The sequence below is a fragment of the Serratia nevei genome (assembly GCF_037948395.1).
GTDB lineage: Bacteria > Pseudomonadota > Gammaproteobacteria > Enterobacterales > Enterobacteriaceae > Serratia > Serratia nevei.
In genome coordinates this window covers 3347567-3367227 of sequence record NZ_CP149940.1, presented here as the reverse complement: position 1 = coordinate 3367227, position 19661 = coordinate 3347567, and the positions used below count along the sequence as shown (strand labels likewise).

General features: G+C 64.2%; 20 protein-coding genes, 3 tRNA genes and 1 riboswitch. Of the genes, 12 read left to right on the top strand and 11 right to left on the bottom strand.

Going from position 1 to position 19661, the window contains the following annotated elements; genetic code table 11:
• The first annotated feature begins 99 nt into the window (after positions 1-99).
• The 3 genes from V8N38_RS16150 (at position 100) to V8N38_RS16140 (ending at position 2077) form a co-directional block, all read left to right on the top strand.
• Positions 100-996 carry a LysR substrate-binding domain-containing protein gene (locus tag V8N38_RS16150; RefSeq protein ID WP_147840142.1) on the top strand — a complete coding sequence of 299 codons (897 nt, stop codon included), beginning with the start codon at positions 100-102 and terminating at the stop codon, positions 994-996.
• Positions 997-1065: 69 nt separating this feature from the next.
• A complete protein-coding gene (locus V8N38_RS16145; RefSeq protein WP_033635168.1) occupies positions 1066-1653 on the top strand; it encodes a nitroreductase family protein in 588 nt (195 codons plus the stop codon).
• Between the two features lie 130 nt (positions 1654-1783).
• Complete coding sequence (locus tag V8N38_RS16140) at positions 1784-2077, top strand: DUF2623 family protein (RefSeq protein ID WP_038878018.1); 294 nt, start codon at positions 1784-1786, stop codon at positions 2075-2077.
• Positions 2078-2090: 13 nt separating this feature from the next.
• On the opposite strand, the gene V8N38_RS16135 is transcribed toward V8N38_RS16140, so the two are convergent.
• Positions 2091-2660, bottom strand: a complete 570-nt coding sequence (locus V8N38_RS16135) for a helix-turn-helix domain-containing protein (protein WP_060420404.1) — start codon at positions 2658-2660, stop codon at positions 2091-2093.
• A 38-nt stretch (positions 2661-2698) separates the two neighbouring features.
• Here V8N38_RS16135 and V8N38_RS16130 point away from each other — a divergent pair, with 38 nt between their 5' ends.
• A complete protein-coding gene (locus V8N38_RS16130) occupies positions 2699-3217 on the top strand; it encodes a GNAT family N-acetyltransferase (RefSeq protein WP_147840143.1) in 519 nt (172 codons plus the stop codon).
• 17 nt (positions 3218-3234) lie between these two features.
• On the top strand, positions 3235-3675 hold the full coding sequence (locus V8N38_RS16125) for a DMT family transporter (RefSeq protein ID WP_102985020.1): 441 nt from the start codon (positions 3235-3237) through the stop codon (positions 3673-3675).
• Positions 3676-3732: 57 nt separating this feature from the next.
• On the opposite strand, the gene V8N38_RS16120 is transcribed toward V8N38_RS16125, so the two are convergent.
• A tRNA-Asn gene (locus V8N38_RS16120) sits at positions 3733-3808 on the bottom strand.
• A gap of 336 nt (positions 3809-4144) precedes the next feature.
• Here V8N38_RS16120 and nac point away from each other — a divergent pair.
• Positions 4145-5068 carry a nitrogen assimilation transcriptional regulator NAC gene (gene nac, locus V8N38_RS16115; protein ID WP_147840144.1) on the top strand — a complete coding sequence of 308 codons (924 nt, stop codon included), beginning with the start codon at positions 4145-4147 and terminating at the stop codon, positions 5066-5068.
• Positions 5069-5104: 36 nt separating this feature from the next.
• Here the strand turns inward: nac and V8N38_RS16110 are convergent, their stop codons facing one another.
• A complete protein-coding gene (locus tag V8N38_RS16110; RefSeq protein ID WP_049198706.1) occupies positions 5105-6568 on the bottom strand; it encodes an AMP nucleosidase in 1464 nt (487 codons plus the stop codon).
• A gap of 138 nt (positions 6569-6706) precedes the next feature.
• A complete protein-coding gene (gene opgB / locus V8N38_RS16105) occupies positions 6707-9010 on the bottom strand; it encodes a phosphatidylglycerol--membrane-oligosaccharide glycerophosphotransferase (protein WP_147840145.1) in 2304 nt (767 codons plus the stop codon).
• A 286-nt stretch (positions 9011-9296) separates the two neighbouring features.
• Here opgB and V8N38_RS16100 point away from each other — a divergent pair, with 286 nt between their 5' ends.
• The gene (locus V8N38_RS16100; protein WP_100396960.1) at positions 9297-10037 is read left to right on the top strand and encodes a transporter substrate-binding domain-containing protein; all 741 of its coding nucleotides are present in this window, start codon (positions 9297-9299) and stop codon (positions 10035-10037) included.
• Here V8N38_RS16100 and V8N38_RS16095 read toward each other — a convergent pair whose 3' ends face one another.
• From V8N38_RS16095 to tenA, 4 genes are read right to left on the bottom strand one after another with little or no spacing between them, the layout of a single operon-like run.
• Positions 10038-10973: an ABC transporter substrate-binding protein gene (locus V8N38_RS16095; RefSeq protein WP_147840146.1), complete on the bottom strand. Its 936-nt coding sequence runs from the start codon at positions 10971-10973 to the stop codon at positions 10038-10040.
• Between the two features lie 35 nt (positions 10974-11008).
• Positions 11009-11776 (bottom strand): ABC transporter permease, encoded by a 768-nt coding sequence (locus V8N38_RS16090; protein WP_060439565.1) that lies wholly within the window; start codon positions 11774-11776, stop codon positions 11009-11011.
• Positions 11773-12513 carry an ABC transporter ATP-binding protein gene (locus V8N38_RS16085; RefSeq protein WP_147840147.1) on the bottom strand — a complete coding sequence of 247 codons (741 nt, stop codon included), beginning with the start codon at positions 12511-12513 and terminating at the stop codon, positions 11773-11775. The genes V8N38_RS16090 and V8N38_RS16085 overlap by 4 nt, the downstream gene beginning before the upstream one ends.
• Entirely contained in the window at positions 12510-13193 is a 684-nt protein-coding gene (gene tenA / locus V8N38_RS16080; protein WP_060439568.1) for a thiaminase II, read from the bottom strand. Before tenA ends, V8N38_RS16085 begins: the two co-directional genes overlap by 4 nt.
• Before the next feature lie 62 nt (positions 13194-13255).
• A riboswitch (TPP riboswitch) is annotated at positions 13256-13358 on the bottom strand.
• Between the two features lie 150 nt (positions 13359-13508).
• Between tenA and V8N38_RS16075 the strand changes: the two genes are divergently transcribed.
• The 4 genes from V8N38_RS16075 (at position 13509) to gap (ending at position 17468) form a co-directional block, all read left to right on the top strand.
• Positions 13509-14531, top strand: coding sequence for an LLM class flavin-dependent oxidoreductase (locus V8N38_RS16075; protein ID WP_055313476.1), 1023 nt, complete (start codon positions 13509-13511; stop codon positions 14529-14531).
• Positions 14532-14544: 13 nt separating this feature from the next.
• Positions 14545-15279 carry an SDR family NAD(P)-dependent oxidoreductase gene (locus V8N38_RS16070; RefSeq protein WP_142110161.1) on the top strand — a complete coding sequence of 245 codons (735 nt, stop codon included), beginning with the start codon at positions 14545-14547 and terminating at the stop codon, positions 15277-15279.
• Positions 15280-15405: 126 nt separating this feature from the next.
• The gene (locus V8N38_RS16065) at positions 15406-16380 is read left to right on the top strand and encodes a GlxA family transcriptional regulator (RefSeq protein WP_147840148.1); all 975 of its coding nucleotides are present in this window, start codon (positions 15406-15408) and stop codon (positions 16378-16380) included.
• 77 nt (positions 16381-16457) lie between these two features.
• On the top strand, positions 16458-17468 hold the full coding sequence (gene gap / locus V8N38_RS16060) for a type I glyceraldehyde-3-phosphate dehydrogenase (RefSeq protein ID WP_049234371.1): 1011 nt from the start codon (positions 16458-16460) through the stop codon (positions 17466-17468).
• Between the two features lie 54 nt (positions 17469-17522).
• Here gap and V8N38_RS16055 read toward each other — a convergent pair.
• Positions 17523-17598: transfer RNA gene (locus V8N38_RS16055), tRNA-Asn, on the bottom strand.
• A 99-nt stretch (positions 17599-17697) separates the two neighbouring features.
• Positions 17698-18498 (bottom strand): DgsA anti-repressor MtfA, encoded by an 801-nt coding sequence (mtfA, locus tag V8N38_RS16050; protein WP_038872331.1) that lies wholly within the window; start codon positions 18496-18498, stop codon positions 17698-17700.
• 92 nt (positions 18499-18590) lie between these two features.
• On the opposite strand from mtfA, the gene V8N38_RS16045 reads away from it, so the two are divergent.
• A tRNA-Ser gene (locus tag V8N38_RS16045) sits at positions 18591-18680 on the top strand.
• A 159-nt stretch (positions 18681-18839) separates the two neighbouring features.
• Here V8N38_RS16045 and V8N38_RS16040 read toward each other — a convergent pair.
• Complete coding sequence (locus V8N38_RS16040) at positions 18840-19589, bottom strand: AraC family transcriptional regulator (protein WP_049240784.1); 750 nt, start codon at positions 19587-19589, stop codon at positions 18840-18842.
• Positions 19590-19661 lie beyond the last annotated feature (72 nt).

Genomic DNA, 19661 nt, shown 5'->3' with positions numbered 1-19661 from the left:
TGAAGTGGATTCAGCCCTACTCTAGAAACAAGTGCCGACGGGCGACAAATGACCGCTTTTCTGCCAGGATGATTTCAACTCATCTCAAGAGGCTTCGCCATGTTTGCCACGCTGCCCGTCAACGCATTACGCACCTTTGAATCCGCCGCTCGCCTGCGCAGCTTCAAGCTGGCGGCGGCCGAGCTGGCGGTGACGCCGACGGCGATTTCGCACCAGATCAAAGCGCTGGAACAGCAGTTGGGGTTTGCGCTGTTCGAGCGGGTGCCGCGCGGCGTGCGGCTGACGCCGAAAGGCGAAACGCTGTTTGCCGGGGTGCACGGCGCGCTGCTGGACATCGCCGCCACGCTCGAGGGCCTGCGGCCGCAGCCCAGCACCGGGTCGCTGTGCGTCTCGGTCACGCACTCTTTCGCGGCGCTGTGGCTGGTGCCGCGCCTGGGGCGTTTCTATCAGGCGTACCCGCACTATCTGGTGCGCCTGGAGGCCTGCGCCGAGGTGATCGATCTGCAGCAGGACGCCAGCGTGGACGTGGCGGTGCGTTACAGCCGCGCGCAGTATCCTGCGCTGCATCAGACGGCGCGGCTGGAGGAAAGCTTTGGCGTCTACGCCGCACCGGGGCTGGCCGCCGCCGAGCCGGAAAATCCGGTGCTGATCACCGTCAAGTGGGGGGATTCGGCGCTGTACGACAGCGGCTGGCGCGACTGGTGCCGGGCTGCCGGCGTAGACTGGTGGCAGCGCCATGCGGCAATGCGCAGCTACCATGAGGAGCATTACGCCCTGCAGGCGGCGGTGGCCGGGCAGGGGCTGGTGCTTGCCAGTTCGGTGATGGTGTCCGATATGGTGGACAACAGCCTGCTGGTGGCGTACCGGCCGGAGGTGCGCGTACCGGGCGCCGCCTACAGCGTGCTGTGCGCGCCGGGGCGCGAGCGGCATCCGCCGGTCAGGGCGTTTCTCGCCTGGCTGCAGCAGGAGCTGCCGCAGGGCAATGGCACGAAATAAAAGTTTTATCGTTCTAAGCTGTGGGAATATCAGCGAACTTTTGTTTTTACTTCACTGCGAGAACCTATCATGAGCCAGCCAAGAACCTCCGATTACCCGATTGATGCGCAATTTATCGAGCGCTGGTCGCCGCGCGCGATGGCCAACGACGCCATCGACGATCAAACGCTGCTGAGCTTTTTTGAAGCGGCGCGCTGGTCGCCATCGGCCTACAACATTCAGCCGTGGCGCTTTGCCTACAGTAAGCACGGTTCCGACAGCTGGGAGAACTACCTGGAATTCCTGATCGACTTCAACCGCGGCTGGGCGCAGCACGCTTCGGCGCTGGTGGTGATCGTCTCCAAAACCACCAGCCTGAACGGCGAACGGCTGGTGGACAACCCGACCCACGCGTTCGACACCGGCGCCGCCTGGGCCAGCCTGGCGCATCAGGCGCACCTGAAAGGCTGGTTGACCCACTGCATGAGCGGCATTCACCACGACAAGATTAAGGCGGCGCTGCAGCTGCCGGACGACTATGCGGTGCACGCCATGGTGGCGATCGGTAAACCGGGCGACAAGGCCCGCCTGCCGGATTTCCTGCAGGAAAAAGAGGCGCCGTCGGGCCGCCTGCCGCTGGGCAAGACCGTCAGCGAAGGGCTGAATTTCACGCTGTGATTTCCCGCTTTCCCTCAGGCCCGCTTGGCGGGCCTTTTTTATGCGGCGAGTAAAACTTAGGGAGTATGTTCTCGTTCGCTTGTTCGCTGTATATTTTGTTATATAGCGATTGCGTAATGAGGAGGAAACCGTGGGTGACCATTTTGGCAAAGGGCTGTTGGCGGGGCTAAAGGCGGAGAACCTGAAGCCGGAGACGGAGCTGTCGCGCTTTTGCTCCGACTACAAGCGCGGCTTTGTGCTCGGCTATGCGCATCATTTGGCGCAGCGCTGCGGCGACGAAAACCGGGCGGCGTTCGAAGCCGGGCAGCTGAGCCGCGCCTATGGCCTCGGCAGTGAGCCGATGAGCGAGTTCTTTTCCGGCGGCGACAGCCGGCTGGCGGAGAAGTTTTTCCGCGCCGGCTATAACCGGCCGACGCAGGGCTAGCGCGGGCGGGGCGTCAGGCGGCGCTCAGCACCGCCACCATATACACGCACGGTTGGTCGCTCTGGTTTTCAAAGCGGCAGTCCGCCGGCGGGCCGAGCTCCAGGCAGTCTCCCTCGGCCATGTCATGGCGCGCGTCACCTTCCACAAAGACCAACTCGCCGGATAAGACCCAGATCAGCTGGCGCTTGAAGGCATACACCGAAGCCGGCATCGGGATCGTCGCGCCGGCCGGCAGTTCGATACGCACCAGATCGAGCGGCAGATCGGTGCGCGGCGAAACGTGGCGCCGCACGTAGCCGCTCTCCGGATCGACCCAGATCGGTTGATCTTCCCGGCGCAGCAGCCGGCCTTCCTGCGTTTCCGCCCGGGCGATCAGCTTGGACATGCTGAGGCCGAACGCCCCCGCCAGCCTGCCCAGCAGCATCGCCGTCGGGCTGCTCTCGCCGCGCTCGATCTTATGAACCATCGCCCGTGAAACGCCCGCCTGCTCAGCCAGATCGGACAGCGACCAGTGGCGCGCCTCGCGTTCAATGCGAATGCGTGCGCCGATCAGCTGATTTAGATTGTCTAATTTAATATTCATATCGTAGTATTATAGTGGACAATTGGCCGGGGTAAACCATGATTATACGAAATGCGACGCTCAACGATAGCGCGGCGATTGCCGCCATCTATAACGACGCGGTGTTGAACAGCACCGCCATCTGGAATGAACAAACGGTGGATGCGGGCAATCGCGCGGCGTGGATCGGCGAACGGCAGGCGGCGGGCTACCCGGTGCTGGTGGCGGTGAACGGCGCGGACGAGGCGATCGGCTACGCGTCGTTCGGCGACTGGCGCGCCTGGGACGGCTATCGCCATACCGTAGAACACTCGGTGTATGTCCATCAGGCGCATCGTGGTGAAGGGATTGGCAAAGCGCTGTTGATCGCCCTGATCGCACGGGCGCGGGAGATCGGCAAGCACGTGATGGTGGCCGGCATCGAATCCGGCAATCAGGCCTCCATTCAGCTGCATCTGGCGCTCGGGTTCCGCGAGGTGGGGCGCATGGAGCAGGTGGGCGCCAAATTTGGCCAATGGCTGGATCTGACTTTCCTGCAGCTGACGCTGGACGAGCGGGCGGCGCCGCCGGCGCGCTGATCCCGGGAGGCAGGGCGATGAATATGCTATTGCTGCTGATCGCGGCGGGAATGGGGCTGGTGGTGCAGAATCTGCTGATGGTGCGCATTACCGAAAGCGTCTCGACCATCCTTATCACGCTGGTGATCAACTCCAGCGTCGGTTTGCTGCTGCTGGTGGGGCTGCTGCTGGCCAAAAACGGCCTCGACGCGGTGGCGGAAGTGACCGGCGCCGCCAGGTGGTGGATGCTGCTGCCGGGGCTGCTGGGATCGCTGTTCGTGTTTGCCGGTATCCTGGGCTACCAAAAACTGGGCGCGGCGGCCACCATCTCGATCCTGGTCGCCAGCCAGCTGTGCATGGGGCTGCTGGTGGACGTCTACCGCGCCGGCCCGGCGGCGCTGCGCGAGAATCTGCCGGCGCTGTTCGGCGCCCTGCTGCTGGTGGCGGGCGCCTATCTGGTGGCGAAACGCAGCTTTTGACGGCGGCTGAAATGCAAAAAGCCCGCTCGGGTTTCCCTGAGCGGGCTTCTCTAAATATGGCTCCTCTGACTGGACTCGAACCAGTGACATACGGATTAACAGTCCGCCGTTCTACCGACTGAACTACAGAGGAATCGTGTGAACGGGGCGAATAATAGCGGGGCGGTTGCGGCTTGTAAAGCGTGAAAACGCCCGATGCGTTCGTTTGCTGCAAGATTGCCCAACCTGCTGCTTTTTCTCGCTTTTGTCGCTTATCCCGCGCGCAGTGCCCCCGGATGGCCCGTTGTTCGGGCCGTTGCTTGCCTGTGGTGCAACGCCTGCCCTGCGTTGTGGCGCGCGCCGCCCGACGAACGGCCGTCGGCCGCCGTGTATCCCGCTTCCATGGCCGTTTACCGACTCTGGCCCGGATCTTGCTGCGGTGCCTGACCGGATTTCGGCATTCTCAATTTAGCGGCTCGCTGGAGGCACTATGAATTTCAGACGTCTGAAGTACTTCGTGAAAATCGTTGATATCGGCAGCCTGACCCAGGCGGCGGAGGTGTTGCACATCGCCCAGCCGGCGCTCAGCCAGCAGCTGGCGACGCTGGAGGGGGAGCTGAAACAACAGCTGCTGATCCGCACCAAGCGCGGCGTACAGCCGACCGAGGCCGGCAATATTCTCTATGCCCACGCGCAGACCATTCTGCGCCAGTGCGAGCAGGCGCAGAGCGCGGTCAACAGCGCCGGGCAGGCGATGAGCGGCCAGGTGTCTCTCGGGTTGGCGTCGGGCAGCACCGCGGCGCAGCTGGCGCTGCCGCTGTTGCAGAGCCTGCGCGATCAGCAGCCGGGCATCCTGCTTAGCCTGCATGAGAACAGCGGCGCGGCGCTGGCCGGGCAGGTGGCCAACCAGACGTTGGACATGGCGATGGTCTACGGCGCCAAGATGCCCGCCGGGCTGCACGCCATCGCACTGATGCGGGAAGATCTCTATCTGGTGGCGACGCGTGCGGTGCCGCATCCCGGCAACAGCGTCGAGCTGCTGGACGTGGCGCGGCTGAACCTGTTCTTGCCGCGCGAGGGCGATGCGGTGCGCAATCAGCTGGAAGAGGCGATGGCGCTGCGCAAGCTGGCTGTCAACGTGGTGGGGGAGATCGAATCCTCGGGCGCGCTGAGCGCCGCGATCGCCGGCGGGCTGGGGGCGACCGTGCTGCCGGAATCGGTGGCACGCGCGATGATCGGCCCGGCCAAGGCCTGGATGGCGCGCATCAATGCGCCGACGATGTCGGTGCCGCTGGCGCTGTGCATGTCGGGCCAACAGGCGCTGTCCGCCCCGGCGCTGCTGGTCAAAGACATTCTGCTGTCGATCGCCGGCGGCCGCAGCCAGGAGAAACGCGCGCTGGCGCTGGTGCGTTGAGGAAAAAACGGCCCGCCGCAGCGGGCCTGATAACCGTTATCGGAACGGCGGTTCGTTGAAGGTGCGCAGCTTGCGCGAGTGCAGGCGGTCGCCCTCGGCGCGCAGCAGATCGATGGCGCAGATGCCGATCTGCAGGTGCTCGGAGATCGCCCCTTCATAGAAGCGGTTGGCCTGGCCCGGCAGTTTTATTTCGCCGTGCAGCGGTTTGTCGGAGACGCACAGCAGCGTGCCGTACGGCACCCGGAAGCGGTAACCCTGAGCGGCGATGGTGGCGCTCTCCATGTCGACCGCCACCGCGCGGCTGAGGTTGAAGCGCCGCGCCGAAGCGGAATAGCGCAGCTCCCAGTTGCGGTCGTCGGTGGTGACCACGGTGCCGGTGCGCAGGCGCTGTTTGACCTCTTCGCCGGGCATGCCGCTGACCATCTTGGTGGCGTCGTACAGGGCGCGCTGCACCTCGGCGATGCTCGGGATCGGAATATCCGGCGGCAGCACCGCATCCAGCACGTGATCGTCGCGCAGATAGGCGTGGGCCAGCACATAGTCGCCGATCGACTGGCTTTCGCGCAGGCCGCCGCAGTGGCCGATCATCAGCCAGGCGCTCGGGCGCAGCACCGCCAGGTGATCGCAGATGGTTTTGGCGTTGGAGGGGCCGACGCCGATGTTGATCAGCGTGATGCCCTGGCCGGTGCGCGAAATCAGGTGATAGGCCGGCATCTGGTGGTTTTTCCACGCCAGATCGGACACCGCCTGTTCGGGCGCGCTGGTTTCCGGCGTGATGTAGGTGCCGCCGGCGCTGGAGAGCGCGATGTACGGGCTGGCCGGATCGGCGATTTGCGCGCAGGCCCAGCGCACGAACTCATCCACATAGCGGGTGTAGTTGGTGAACAGCACGAACGGCTGGAAGTGCTCCACCGGCGTGCCGGTGTAGTGCCGCAGCCGCGCCAGCGAGAAATCCGCGCGCAGCGCATCGAAATGCGACAGCGGGAAATGGTTGTCGGTGGTGTGGTACAGGCCGTCGGCGGTTTCGTCACCGATCTGCGCCAGCTCGGTGGTGGGGAAATGCTGCGCGATGCCGGCGCTCATCGAGCGATCGAGCGCCAGGCTGGAGCCGTCGATCACGTAAGGGAACGGGATCTCCTGCTGCGACGGCGCCACTTCGATATGGGCGGCGTAATCGTGCTCCAGCATCGCCAGCTGTTCGGCCAGATAGTGGCGGAACAGCTGCGGCCGGGTCACGGTGGTGCTGTAGCTGCCGGGATGGGTGAAGCGGCCGAAGGCGCGGGTTTTGCTCGGGCCGGATTGCTGCCCGTCCCAGCTGACGCGCAGTTCGGGATACACGAACAGCCCGGCGGCGCGCGCCTGCGCATCCGGCAGCGTGCCGTGGCTGATAAAGTCGCCGACCGCCTGACGCAGCGCGTCTACCGCGGCGTCATACAGGGCTTCCAGTTGATCGAGTGCCTGATCGGCGCTGAGGCCGCTGCGAGGTGGGGCATAGCTCATACTTTCTCCTTGGATGTCCCGGCTCTGTGGCGGGGTTGCGGCGTTTTACCGTCACAGGTTAGCCGAAGAAGGGCGTAAAAGCTTGGTCGAAATGACGGGCGCGGCAAAGAAAATACCGCGCCCGTGAAGGCGCGGGGATCAGGAGGCGGGGTCGGCCGCCTCGACCTTCAACGACACCAGGCCGATGCCCAGCTTCTTCGGCGTAAAGCCGCCGCTGGCGCTCTCTTTCGGCTCGGTGGGGGCCGGCGGGGTAATGCTGATCTTCTGCGCGCCGCGCGGGTTGTCGAAGCGCAGGGTGACGGTGCTGTCCTGTTCGCCGAGCGACACGAAGCGCTCTTCGTCGCCGACGCGCACCGAAATCGGTTCGCCGACGTTATTGCCGTAGGCGCGGGCGCGCAGCACCAGATCGAAGCGCTTCGGCAGCGGATCGACGTAATCGATGTCGACCGCCGGCGCCAGGTTGGCGTCGGACCAGCGGCCCCACTCCTCGACGCCGGAAACGCCGGTGATGGCCTTCACCTGCTCCGGCAGGCCGGGCAGCATGAACTCGATGCTGTCCGCCCGGTACTTCATCGCCGCGTCGTCCACCTGCAGGCGAGCAACGGCGTTTTGATAATCGGCGACGCTGTCCGCCGCCGGGGCGGTAAAGCTCACCTTGCCGCGGAAGCGTTCGCCGCTGGCCTGCACGATCTGCGGCGGTGAGGCCAGGGTGCCGGAGGCCACGCAGATGTCGGTGCTTAGCGCCAGCTGCGGCGCCCAGACCCGGCCGATCTCATAGCATTTATCGACCCAGACGAATTTTTCCCCCGCGCCCAGCCCGGCCAGCTGTTTGCGCAGCGGGGTGGAAAGGTAGACGTTGAACATCGGTTCGATGCGGTTATCGCCCACCCGCAGGATAAACGGCACTTTGTAGGTGACGCCGGAGAAGCTGAAGCTGCGCTGGCGCGTATCCACGCTGTAGTCGCTGATGCGGTTCGGCAGGCCCCACTGGTTGATCACCGCCGGTTTCCAGCCGTTGATCTTCTCTTCGATGTTCAGGAACACCGTAGACAGCGACGGCGCCGACAGGCTGCTGCGGCCGAGGCCGATGTAGTTGTCGCCGCCCATCACGTCCAGCACCGTGGCGCCGTTGTCCAGCGTGCTGCGCTTCTCGTTGCGCTGCTCCGCCAGCGGCCGGGTGCCGTCGATGATAAAGAACAGGTTGCGGCGCTTCTGTTTGGTCAGGATATCGTAGGCGGTGTTGTTCATCGCCAGATGATCGGAGGACACCACGATCACGGTATTGCTGAAATAGGGCGAGCGTTTGATCTTGCCGATCAGCGCGGCGATGTGTTGCTGGCTGCAGGCCACCGCGCTCAGCGAGCGGTTTTCCTTGTTCTGCCAGGCGTAACTCTTTTTGCTGCAGCCGGCGGAGATAAAGCCGTCTGGGTGATGGGTGTCGACGGTCAGGGTAAACAGCGAGAACGGTTGGCGCTGCCTGGACAGCTCGACGAACTTGCCGTACACCACGTCCAGCACGCTGTCGTCGTACCAGCCCCAGTCGTTTTTGTAGCTCGGATCGGCGACCTGTTCGCGCAGCTCTTTGAAGCCGTAAACGTGGTCGAAGCCGTGGGATTTCAGGAAGGTGTCTTTACCGGCGAACGCCAGCTCGGCGCCCTGATAGAAATAGTTGCTGTAGCCGGCGGCCTTCAGCACGTCGCCCAGGCAGACGTTCTCCGGGTAGAAGGTGGAGACCGCGCTGGAGGCGTTGCCGTCGAAGGGCGCGAACAGCGGAATGCCGCACTGCGAGGCGACCATGCCGGCGATGGTGTAACCAGTGCCCGGCAGCTGCTGGGTGTTGCTGAAATCGATGCTGTCCGTGCGCAGGGCGTTCAGCTCGTCGGCCAGGCCGGGAAACAGCTCGGTATCGAAGTAGGTGCGCTCCAGACTCTCGGCATAGATGTACACCAGGTTCGGCCGCTTGCCCTGTACGGTCTTTTTCGGCGCCTTGTAGTAGGTGGTGAAATCGGCGGTATCGCCGACGATCTGGCTCTTGACCAGCAGCGAGATGTCCTGAAACGCCGGGGTGGTGCCGACCGAGAACAGCGCCAGCAGCACGGCGACGACGCTGTAGGCCACGCTGCTGCCTTTGGCCTTGCGGCGCAGCAGGCTGCGGGCCAGCACCGCGAAGATAAGTCCCAACGCCGCCAGCAGGCCGATAAACGGCAGCACGTATTTGCTGATGCCCGCGCCTTTGAGGCTGCTGGTGACGGTGTAAATCACCGCGTCGGTGATGCCGTCGCCGGTGAAGTAGTTGCTGGCGATCAGGATGACGTTCAGCACCAGATAGCTGCCGAGCAGCGTCAGCAGAATGGCGAACCACCAGCGGTTGGCGGCGGCCCGGGTGCGATAAATCAAAATCGACGCCAAAAAGAGAACAAACGAAACGACTGCTAAAACCATCCGCCAAACCTTGTCTGATTGAAATAAAACCGTTGCTGCCCTGGTTTGCGCCGCCGAGCGTGCCGCGGCGCGAAAAGTGAAGGGTATAGCCTATTGCCGGCGGCGGAACAACGCGCGATCTCCCGCTACGGCCGACGAGCGGCGGCTATTGTACATTTTTATGACAATAGTGTGACGTTAATCACGCCGACGGCGGCCTCGGCGGCGAAAGCTTGCTGGTCGGAGGTTTCGCTCTACGCTTAATGAGCGCCACGACGGTGCGCCCATCAGCCATTCAGGAGGAAGTATGCAGACGATTCCCGCCGCGGTACTCGACGATCTGGCCCCGCAAGGCGTGTTGCGCGCGGCGATCAACTACGGCAATCCGGTGCTGGCACAGGCCGGGGCCGGTGGCAAACCGCAAGGCGCTTCGGTGGAGCTGGCCGCCGCGCTGGCCCAGGAACTGGGCGTGGCGCTCGAACTGGTCACCTATGACGCGGCGGGCAAGGTGTTCGCCGACCTGGACAGCGGCGCCTGGAACCTGGCGTTTATGGCCATCGAGCCGGTGCGCGCGGCGCAGATCGCCTTCAGCGAGCCCTACGTGATCATCGAGGGAACCTATCTGGTGGCGAACGACGCGCCTTACTTTGAGGTGGCGCAGCTCGACAGGCCGGAGGTGCGCATCGCGGTCGGCCAGGGGGCGGCGTACGATCTGTTTTTATCGCGCACGCTGCAGCAGGCGCAGCTGGTGCGGGCGGCAACCTCCGCCGAGGCGATCGCGCTGTTTTTCGAACGGGGGCTGGAGGCGGCGGCCGGCGTGCGCCAGCCGCTGTTGGCCGCTGCGGCCGCCCATCCCGGCTACCGGGTGCTGGAGGGGCACTTCACCGCCATCCGGCAGGCGATGGCGGTGCCGCGGCAAAAAACTCAGGGCGCCACCTACGTGAACGATTTTATCGAGCGCTGCAAGGCCAACGGGTTGGTGAAGGCGGCCTTGCAGCGCAGCGGCCAGGGCGAGGTGACGGTGGCGCCACCGGCCGCCTCGGCGTGATCAGTCCAGCTCCACCGCGTACTGTTCCACCGGCGTGATTTTCTTGATCAGCTTGTTGTCGAACAGGAACTGTTCGTAAGCCTGGTAGCGTGCCCGATCCAGCTTGGCCGGATCGCGGGCGAACAGCGGCAGGCTGGCTTGCCACGCCTGTTTGTTCAGCTCGGTATTCAGCTCCGGGTGCGCTTTGGCGAATGCCAGCCAGGTGTCCTGCGGGTGCGCATGCAGGTAGTCGCTGCCTTGCTTCAGCGCGGCGAGGAACTTGCGGATTTTCGGCTCGTTCACCGCATCGCGGTGGGCGACGATGATCAGCTCGTCGTAGGCCGGCACGCCGTAATCTTCGACGTTGAACACCACCGGCGTCTTGCCCTGCAGCTTCAGCTCCAGCGCTTCGATGTTGCGGTAGCCGCCGATCACCGCATCGACCTGGCCCGCCAGCAGGGCGCTGGTCAGCTGGAAGTTGACGTTGATAAGCTTGATGTCCTGCGGCCTGAGGTGCTCGTGTTCGACCATGGTGGCCAGCGTCGCCTGTTCGATGCCGCTGACCGAGTAACCCACTGTTTTGCCCTTGAGATCCGCCGGCGACGTGATGTTTTTATCCAGCGCGATCACCGTATTCAGCGGCGTGTTGATCAGCGTGCCGACGCGCATCAGCGGCAGGCCCTGATCGGCGAAGAAATGCAGCTGCGGCTGATAGGTGATGGCGAGGTCGGCCTGTTTGGCGGCCACCAGCCGCGGCGGCAGCGCCGGATCGGACGGCGGCACGATCTTGACGTCCAGCCCTTCGGCCTTGAAGGCGCCGATCTGCTCGGCCACCATAATCGGCGCGTGATCGGGGTTGATGTACCAGTCGAGCACCAGCGTCAGCTTTTCGGCCGCGCCGGCCTGGCCGGTGATGGCTGCGCCGAGCAGCAGCCCGCAAACGGTTTGTTTGATCATGGTCGTTCCTTTATCCCTGGTTATGGTTGCAATCATCAGTCGTTTTCCGGCGCCCAGGCGATCAGGCGCCGCAGCAGCGCATCCACCGCAGCCCACAGCAGCACGGTCATCAGCACCAAAATAAACAGCGCGGCGAAGCAGACGTCGGTCTGCATGCGCGCGTTGGCGTTCAGCATCACGTAGCCCAGCCCTTCGGCCGAGCCGACCCATTCGCCGATGATGGCGCCGATCGGCGCGACGGCGGCGGCCATGCGCAGGCCGGAGCCGAAGGCCGGCAGCGCCGCCATCAGCCGCACGTGCCGCAGCTGCGCCCAGCGCGAAGCGCGCATCGTGCGCGCCAGATCGAGATAGTCGTTGTTGACCCGGCGCAGCCCGTCGAAAAAGGCCGATACCACCGGGAAGAAAATCACCAGCACCGCCATCGCCACCTTGGCGCTCATGCCGAAGCCGAACCACAGCACCAGCAGCGGCGCCAGGGCGAACACCGGTATCGCCTGGCTGGTGAGCACCAGCGGCATCAGCCAGCGTTGCAGGCGCGGCGAGAAGATCATGCACAGCGCCAGCGCCGCGCCGAGCAGCACACCCAGCGCCAGCCCGCTGACGATCTCCGAAGCGGTGACCAGCGTGTGCCAGGCGAGGTAGCCGCGCCCGTCCCACAGCGCCTGCGCCACCGCGCTCGGCGTGGGCAGCAGAAAGGCCGGAATGCCGCTTTGCGCCGCCAGCCACCACAGCAGCAGCAGGCCGGCAAACACCGTCAGCCCACGCCGCAGGCGGGTAAGCCCACGCTCTTTGGCAATCTTCATTGCGCGGCCCTCACCAGCTGTTGCAGCAGCTCGGCCTGGCTTTTCAGCAGGTCGGCGTCATCCGGCGCGCGCGGCGGTTGCCCGCTGATGCGGTGGGTATCGTCGAGGCCCAGCGGCCAGGGCGACAGCACCAGCAGCCGGTGGCTCAGGCGGCAGGCCTCCATCGGATCGTGGGTGATCAGCAGCACGGTGTTTTGCGCCAGCAGTTCGGCGGCCAGGCTCTGGATCTCGGCGCGGGTAATGGCGTCCAGCGCGGAAAAGGGTTCGTCCATCAGCACGATCGGCTGGCGTTCGTAGAGAGTGCGGGCGATGGCGGCGCGCTGGCGCATGCCGCCGGACAGCGCGGCGGGCAGGCTGCGGCCATGCGCGGCCAGGCCCACGCGCTCCAGCAGATGCGCCACCCACGCTCGATCCGTCACTTCGCCGCGCAGCCGCGAGCCGAGGGCGACGTTCTCCTCGACGGTCAGCCACGGGTAGAGCAGGTCTTTTTGCCCCATGTAGGCGATGCGCCCGGCGATCGGCAAACCGTCGCTGCCGGTCACCGTGCCCGAGGTCGCCCGTTCCAGGCCGGCGATGATCTTCAGCAGGCTGGTTTTGCCGGCGCCGCTGGCGCCGAGCAGGGCGACGAAGCTGCCGCCGACGATGTCGAAGCTCAGCCGGTCGAAGACGATTTGCTGACCGAAACGCAGGCTGAGATCCCGCACCTGGATGCCGGGCGGGAGAAGCGGGGAGGTCATGAGGCGTTCAGCCCCATCTGCCAAAATGCCGATTCCAACTGGGTGGCGGTGGTAAAAATCTGCGCCAGCTCGGTGAGGCGACCTGGTGCGCCGCGCTGGTGGCCGACGGTCTCGAGCAGCTCGATGGCAGCGCGCACGCCGGCCAGATAGCCCTCGTCACCGTAGTTGCGGATCCAGGAGGCGTAAGGATTGCCCTCCATTTTGGTGGCGGGGTCGTGCAGCAGCCGCAGGCCGATTTCGGCATAGCCGGCCACGCAGGGCAGCAGGCCGGCCAGCAGATCGAGGGCGTCGCCGGCATGGCCGATATCCAGCACGTAACGGGTGTAGTTCATGGTCTCCGCCGCTTCCGGCTGGGCGGCGATTTGCGCTTCGCTCAGCCCCCATTCGGCGCAGTAGGCGACGTGCAGCGGCAGTTCGGCGACGATGCCGTTGAGCGACGCCGTGGCGGCGCGCATCTCCGGCAGGGTGCGCAGCTTGCTGACCAGCAGCGCGTAGGCGCGGGCGAAGTGCAGCAGGAACAGGTAGTCCTGGGTCAGGTAGCGGCGAAAAGCGCGTTCGGGCAAGGTGCCGGCGGCCAGCTGCTGCAGAAACGGGTGATCGACGTAGTCCTGCCAGTGGCTGCCGGCTTGTTGGCGCAGCCGGCCGTAAAGACCGCTTTCGAACAGGGTGGTGATGGACATGGGACCTCCTTGAGTCAGTGGAGATCCGGGCACGCTGGGGTATGAACAGGCAACGGGTGAGAGCGTTGTTGCCTAACCGTCCCTTCGCTGGCATGACCCAGATCAGGTTCAAAGGGTTCGGCTTGCGCCATCTCAGCCCGTAACAGGACACCCCTCGGAGCTGCTTGTTATACGACATTTGTTTTTTGATTACAATCGCCGGGCGGCGCAGCGGCAATCGGTTCGTTTAGTGCGATCGGGGGCGATTTTGCTGGCGCAGAGCGCGCGATTTTTGTCACTGTAGGCCGATGATTTTGCCTTTGAGGACGATTCCCGATGAAAAAGATTGGTTTTCTCTCGTTTGGCCACTGGTCGCCTTCCGCCCAGTCCGGCACCCGTTCCGCAGCGGATGCGCTGCTGCAGTCCATCGATCTGGCGGTTGCCGCCGAAGATCTGGGGGCGGACGGCGCCTATTTTCGCGTACACCACTTTGCACGCCAGCTGGGGTCGCCGTTCCCGCTGCTGGCCGCCATCGGCGCCAAAACCCAACGCATCGAGATCGGCACCGGCGTGATCGACATGCGTTATGAAAATCCGCTGTACATGGTGGAAGACGCCGGCGCGGCGGATCTGATCGCCGGCGGGCGGCTGCAGCTCGGCATCAGCCGCGGCTCGCCGGAGCAGGTGATCGACGGCTGGCGCTATTTCGGCTATGCCCCGGCCGATGGCGAGAGCGACGCGGACATGGCCCGCCGCCATACCGAAGTGTTCCTGGAAGCGCTGCGCGGCGAAGGGTTCGCCGAGCCCAATCCACAGCCGATGTTCCCGAATCCGCCCGGGCTGCTGCGGCCGGAGCCGTTTTCCGCCGGGCTGCGCGATCGCATCTGGTGGGGCGCCGGTTCGAACGCCACCGCCGTCTGGGCGGCGAAGCTGGGTATGCACCTGCAAAGCTCGACGCTCAAGAACGACGAGACCGGCGAACCCTTCCACATCCAGCAGGCCAAGCAGATCCGCGCCTACCGCGCCGCCTGGCAAGAGGCCGGCCACGCGCATGAGCCGCGGGTTTCCGTGAGCCGCAGCATCTTCGCGCTGGTGGATCAGCGGGATCGCAACTACTTCGGCGGCGGTGGCAAGGAGGGCGATCAGCTCGGATATATCGACGCGCAGACCCGGGCGATCTTCGGCCGCAGCTATGCCGCCGAGCCGGACGTGTTGATCGAGCAGCTGGCGCAGGACGAGGCCATCGCCGAAGCGGATACGCTGCTGCTGACCGTGCCTAACCAGCTGGGCGTGGATTACAACGCCCACGTGATCGAATCGATTTTAACCCATGTCGCGCCGGCGCTCGGCTGGCGCTAAACGGAGGAGTGACATGTCACGCATTTTCATTACCGGTTCGGTAGACGGGCTGGGCCGCGCCGCCGCGCAAACGCTGTTGGACGAAGGGCATCAGGTGATTTTGCATGCGCGTGAGCCCGGCCGTTTGGACGCGGTGCGCGATCTGCTGGATCGCGGTGCGCAGGCGGCGATCGGCGATCTGTCCGATGTGCAGCAGATCCGGCAGCTTGCCGAGCAGGTCAATCGCCTCGGCCGCCCGGACGCGGTGATCCACAACGCCGGTATGTTTACCGGGCCGCAGGTGATGCCGGTGAACGTGATTGCGCCTTACCTGCTGACGGCCCTGATCGAACGCCCCAAGCGTATCGTCTACCTGAGCAGCAGCATGCACTTTGACGGCGTGCCGGAACTGAACGGCGTAGACTGGCTCGGCGGCGCTGCGGGCTCCTATTCGGACAGCAAGCTGTTCGTCACCGCGCTGGCCGCCGCCGTGGCGCGCCTGTGGCCTGACGTGATCAGCAGCGCGGTCGATCCCGGCTGGGTGCCGACCAAAATGGGCGGCGCGGATGCGCCCGACGATCTGGCGCTGGGGCATGTGACGCAGGCGTGGTTGGTGACCAGCGATGAGCCGCAGGTCCTGGCGTCCGGCGGCTATTGGCACCATCAGCAACGGTTCGATCCCCACGCGGCGGTGCACGACGAGGCGTTTCAAACGGCGCTGCTGGCGCAGTTGGCGCGCGCCGGCGGGGTGAACCTGCCGCAGGCTTGAGGGCAGTGCTTTGTTGGCCCGTCGGCGCTTGCCTGCGGGCTTTTTTATGCCCGCAGGGTGAACCGGCGAGGCTTTTCTTATACAGTGGCTGTCTGACCTGTTTTGCTCGTTCTTCTTATTATCGCCATGCATACATTCCTGATTATCGTCCCTGAAGGGGGCATGCTGTTCGAAGCGGCGGGCATCGCCGATATCCTGATGCAGGCTAACCGTTTGAGCCCTGCCGAGGCGCCGCTGTATCAGATCGCGGTCGCCACCACGCAATCCCATCGGGTGGTCCACGGCCTGTCCGGGCTGAGCCTGTTGGCCGACCATCGCCTGGCGGATCTCGATCCGGCCCTGCCGCGCGATACCGTCATTGTTGCCGGCAAGGGGGCGACCGAAGAAGAGGGCACCCTGGTGGCGGATTGGCTGCGCCGCGCGGCCCCGCAGGCGCGCCGTATTGCTTCCGTTTGCGGCGGGGCTCTGCTGCTGGCCGAGGCCGGATTGCTGGACGGGCGGCGGGCGACCACTCACTGGCGGCTGGCGGAAACGCTGCAGGCGCGCTTCCCGCGGGTGCAGGTCGAGAACGGCCCGATCTACGTGCAGGACGGTCCGATTTGGACCTCCGGCGGCGTCAGCTCCGGCTTCGACCTGACGTTGGCGCTGGTGGAGGACGACTACGGCTTCGTGCAGGCGCGCGAAGTGGCGCAGGATCTGGTGATGTTTCTGCGCCGCCCCGGCGGGCAGGCGCAGTTCAGCCGCTACCCGCTCAACCAGGCCAAATCGCCGGGCCCGATCCGCGACCTGCAATCCTGGATCCTGGAAAACCTCGCCGACGATCTCAGCGTCGATCGGTTGGCCGAACGCGTGGCGATGAGCCCGCGCAACTTTACCCGGGTGTTCACCCGCGAGACGGGCATTTCTCCCGCCAAATTCGTCGAAGAAGGGCGGTTGCATACCGCCAGGCAGCGCCTCGAGCAGAGTGCGGAGGGCATCGAACAGATCGCGCTGGCCACCGGTTTCGGCAACGGCCTTAACCTGCGGCGGGTGTTTGAGCGCAAACTGCAGCTGACCCCGAGCGAATACCGCGAACGCTTCCACGCGCGCAATTTGGCGTAAATTGATCGGTAAACGTCATTTACGCCGCCTCGTGGCAGGGCTAGATTTGAGGCAAAGCCCAAAACGAGGAGAGCATCATGGTGAAAGTAGGCATTAACGGCTTCGGCAGGATCGGGCGCAACGTGCTGCGCGCGGCGCTGGGGCGCAGCGATTTTGAAGTGGTGGCGATCAACGATCTGACGGACAGCAAGACGCTGGCGCATCTGCTGAAATACGACACGCTTTCCGGCACGCTGGCGGCCAGGGTGGAAGCCGGCGACAACCAGCTGCTGCTGGACGGCCGGCCGATTCAGGTGTTTTCGCAGCGCGATCCCGCCGAGATCCCGTGGAGCAGCGTGGGCGTGGACGTGGTGATCGAAGCGACGGGCTTCTTTACCGAGAAAGCCAAGGCGGAAGTGCACATCACGCACGGCGGCGCCAAGCGGGTGATTATCTCGGCGCCGGCCAAGAACGACGACATCACCATCGTCATGGGGGTTAACGACCAGCTCTACGATCCGGCGCTGCATAAAGTGGTCAGCAACGGCAGCTGCACCACCAACGGGCTGGCACCCGCCGCGCAGGTGCTGCATCAGGCCTTCGGCATCGAATACGGGCTGATGAACACCACCCACGCCTATACCAACAGCCAGGCGCTGCACGATCAGCCGGAAAAAGATCTGCGCGGCGCGCGGGCGGCGGCAGAGTCTATCGTGCCTTACTCCAGCGGCGCGGCCAAGGCGCTCGGCAAGGTGATCCCGGATCTCGACGGCCGCCTGACCGGTTACTCGCTGCGGGTGCCGGTGCCGGTCGTCTCGATCGTCGATCTGACGGTGACGCTGAAACGCCCGGCGACGGTGGAGGAAATCAACGCCGCTTTCCGCGCGGCGGCGGCGTCCGGCCCGCTGAAAGGAATTTTGGGGTACAGCGATGAACCGCTGGTGTCGAGCGACTATCGGGGCGACGCGCGTTCATCGATTATCGATGGTTTGTCTACGCTGGTCATCGGCGGCAACCTGGTGAAAGTGCTCGCCTGGTATGACAACGAATGGGGGTTCTCCAATCGGTTGGTCGATCTGGCGCTGCTGATGGAAAAGCGCGGGCTGTAAATGCCCCATAGCAAAAAGCCCGCTTAAGTTTCCTTAAGCGGGCTTCTCTAAATATGGCTCCTCTGACTGGACTCGAACCAGTGACATACGGATTAACAGTCCGCCGTTCTACCGACTGAACTACAGAGGAATCGTGTGAACGGGGCGCATGATATCCAGCGGCCCCGGGTGTGTCAACGCTAAATTGCCTTGAGTGGTGCGACTGCTCGGTATCTGAGCAATGCGTCCATCAATCAGCCCATTGCGCGTCGTTCTCCGCCTGGCTGCGCAGCAGGCGCGCCAGCGGATCCTGGCGGTAGAAGCGGCAAAAGTGCTGATACAGCGCCGGGAAGCGTTCGGCCAGCAGCTCGGGGGCGCTGAAGAAATACTCCGACAGCACGGCGAAGCACTCGGCCGCATCGGTGGCGGCGTAGGCATCCATGCTGGCGGCCTCTTCACCGACCATGTCTATCTCGTCCTGCAGGCTTTCCATCGCGGCGTGCAGATCGTGCTCCCAGGCGGCCACCTCGCGCAGCGGGATCGGCGGCACGCCGGTAGCGACGCCGCCGTTGCGCATATCCAGTTTGTGCACCGCTTCGTGGATCACCAGATTGAAACCGGAAAGATCGAAAGAGTCCTGCACGTCTTGCCAGTTGAGCACGATCGGCCCCTGTTCCCAGCTTTGGCCGGACTGCACTACCGGCCCCGAGTGCACCAGGCCAATTTCGTCCTGCCATTCGTCTTCCACCACGAACGGAGTGGGATAGAGCAGAATTTCGTTGAAGCCGTCGAGGCACTCCGCGCCGAGTTCCAGCACCGGCAGGGCGAACAGCAGGGCGATGCGCGCCTGCATTTGCGAGGTGAGCTGCAGCCCCTGCAGCGGCACGATGCGCTTTTGCTGCAAGATCTGCCCGGCAACGGCCACCAGCCGCTGCTGCTCCTGCTCATTCAGCGGCGAGAGCAGCGGGATCGCCAACGCGTCCTGCCACTGGGCCTGAGTGTCTGCCTGGGGTTGAGAGGGTTGAGTCGCTTTCCACGGCCATTTAATCATCAGGTTGCTCGTAAACTCATCACTTGAACGTTCAGCGGTATGCTAATGCTGTAAAAATGCCGTAAAAGCGGGCATGATAGCAAGCGTTGTTAGGAGAGATGCCGGAGCGGCTGAACGGACCAGTCTCGAAAACTGGAGTAGGGGCAACTCTACCGGGGGTTCAAATCCCCCTCTCTCCGCCACTATTCAATCACTTACGAATAAACCTTTCAACGATCCCCATCACAGATAGCGCTGGCCTGGCGCCAAATCACTGAACGACAATCCACTGCCTGCCGTTGATTTTCAGCGTGTATTCGCGCGCCATATTGGCATTCCGTCATCTGAAGCTTGCCCGACTTTCACGCTTCCAGCGCGCTGTGAATATAGCGTTGCGGCGATACGCCCAGTTTTTTGCGAAACATGGCGATGAACGCGCTAGGGCTGGCGTAACCCAGTTCGTGGGCCAGTTGACCCACGGCTACGCCGCGCGCCAGATTGCATACCGCCTCCAGCAGGCGAATTTGCTGGCGCCATTCGGAAAAGCTCAGCGCGGTCTCTTCGCGAAACAGCCTCGCCAGGGTGCGTTCGCTGGCGCCGACCTTTTTCCCCCACCAGGCGAGCGTTTCGCCATGGCCCAATTCGCGGCACAAAGCATCGCATACCTGGCGCAGGCGCCGGTCGCTCGGCAGGGTCACGTGACACAGTTGGCCTGTCTGCATGCGTTGAAACTCATCGCTCAGCAGATTTTGAATGAGCGTAAGCCGTTCGGCGGAAATGGCGTTTTCAAGCCCGGCGGCAATCAGGGGATGTAGCAGGGGAGTGGCGCTCAACCCCTGGGGGCGTGCGCCATAGCGACGAGAAAAGGGCGGCGTAAAATAGATGTTGTGCGTCACGACGTCATTGATGGCTTCCAAACCGTGCGGTGTGCCGCTGGGGAGCCAAATGGCGCGGCCCGGCGAGAGCAGCCAGATATGCTGCGCGGTGGCGATTTTCGCCACGCCGCGCAGCGGCAAAATCAGCTGCCCCTGCTCATGCTGATGGACGGGCTCTTGGCTGCCGGGGCTGTAGCGCAGTTGACGCAGGCCTTCAATACCGTGATGGGATGTCATGTTTACCTGCCTCTGTCCGGTTCTCACCATTTGTGCCTATTGCTGCGATAACGGACAACGTTTGTCCGTCTG

Bases quoted from the DNA above. Each gene is read 5' to 3' on its own strand.
- V8N38_RS16150 (WP_147840142.1), top strand. From the start codon at position 100: ATGTTTGCCACGCTGCCCGTCAACGCATTACGCACCTTTGAATCCGCC.
- V8N38_RS16145 (WP_033635168.1), top strand. From the start codon at position 1,066: ATGAGCCAGCCAAGAACCTCCGATTACCCGATTGATGCGCAATTTATC.
- V8N38_RS16135 (WP_060420404.1), bottom strand. From the start codon at position 2,660: ATGAATATTAAATTAGACAATCTAAATCAGCTGATCGGCGCACGCATT.
- V8N38_RS16130 (WP_147840143.1), top strand. From the start codon at position 2,699: ATGATTATACGAAATGCGACGCTCAACGATAGCGCGGCGATTGCCGCC.
- V8N38_RS16125 (WP_102985020.1), top strand. From the start codon at position 3,235: ATGAATATGCTATTGCTGCTGATCGCGGCGGGAATGGGGCTGGTGGTG.
- nac (WP_147840144.1), top strand. From the start codon at position 4,145: ATGAATTTCAGACGTCTGAAGTACTTCGTGAAAATCGTTGATATCGGC.
- V8N38_RS16110 (WP_049198706.1), bottom strand. From the start codon at position 6,568: ATGAGCTATGCCCCACCTCGCAGCGGCCTCAGCGCCGATCAGGCACTC.
- opgB (WP_147840145.1), bottom strand. From the start codon at position 9,010: ATGGTTTTAGCAGTCGTTTCGTTTGTTCTCTTTTTGGCGTCGATTTTG.
- V8N38_RS16100 (WP_100396960.1), top strand. From the start codon at position 9,297: ATGCAGACGATTCCCGCCGCGGTACTCGACGATCTGGCCCCGCAAGGC.
- V8N38_RS16095 (WP_147840146.1), bottom strand. From the start codon at position 10,973: ATGATCAAACAAACCGTTTGCGGGCTGCTGCTCGGCGCAGCCATCACC.
- V8N38_RS16090 (WP_060439565.1), bottom strand. From the start codon at position 11,776: ATGAAGATTGCCAAAGAGCGTGGGCTTACCCGCCTGCGGCGTGGGCTG.
- V8N38_RS16085 (WP_147840147.1), bottom strand. From the start codon at position 12,513: ATGACCTCCCCGCTTCTCCCGCCCGGCATCCAGGTGCGGGATCTCAGC.
- tenA (WP_060439568.1), bottom strand. From the start codon at position 13,193: ATGTCCATCACCACCCTGTTCGAAAGCGGTCTTTACGGCCGGCTGCGC.
- V8N38_RS16075 (WP_055313476.1), top strand. From the start codon at position 13,509: ATGAAAAAGATTGGTTTTCTCTCGTTTGGCCACTGGTCGCCTTCCGCC.
- V8N38_RS16070 (WP_142110161.1), top strand. From the start codon at position 14,545: ATGTCACGCATTTTCATTACCGGTTCGGTAGACGGGCTGGGCCGCGCC.
- V8N38_RS16065 (WP_147840148.1), top strand. From the start codon at position 15,406: ATGCATACATTCCTGATTATCGTCCCTGAAGGGGGCATGCTGTTCGAA.
- gap (WP_049234371.1), top strand. From the start codon at position 16,458: ATGGTGAAAGTAGGCATTAACGGCTTCGGCAGGATCGGGCGCAACGTG.
- mtfA (WP_038872331.1), bottom strand. From the start codon at position 18,498: ATGATTAAATGGCCGTGGAAAGCGACTCAACCCTCTCAACCCCAGGCA.
- V8N38_RS16040 (WP_049240784.1), bottom strand. From the start codon at position 19,589: ATGACATCCCATCACGGTATTGAAGGCCTGCGTCAACTGCGCTACAGC.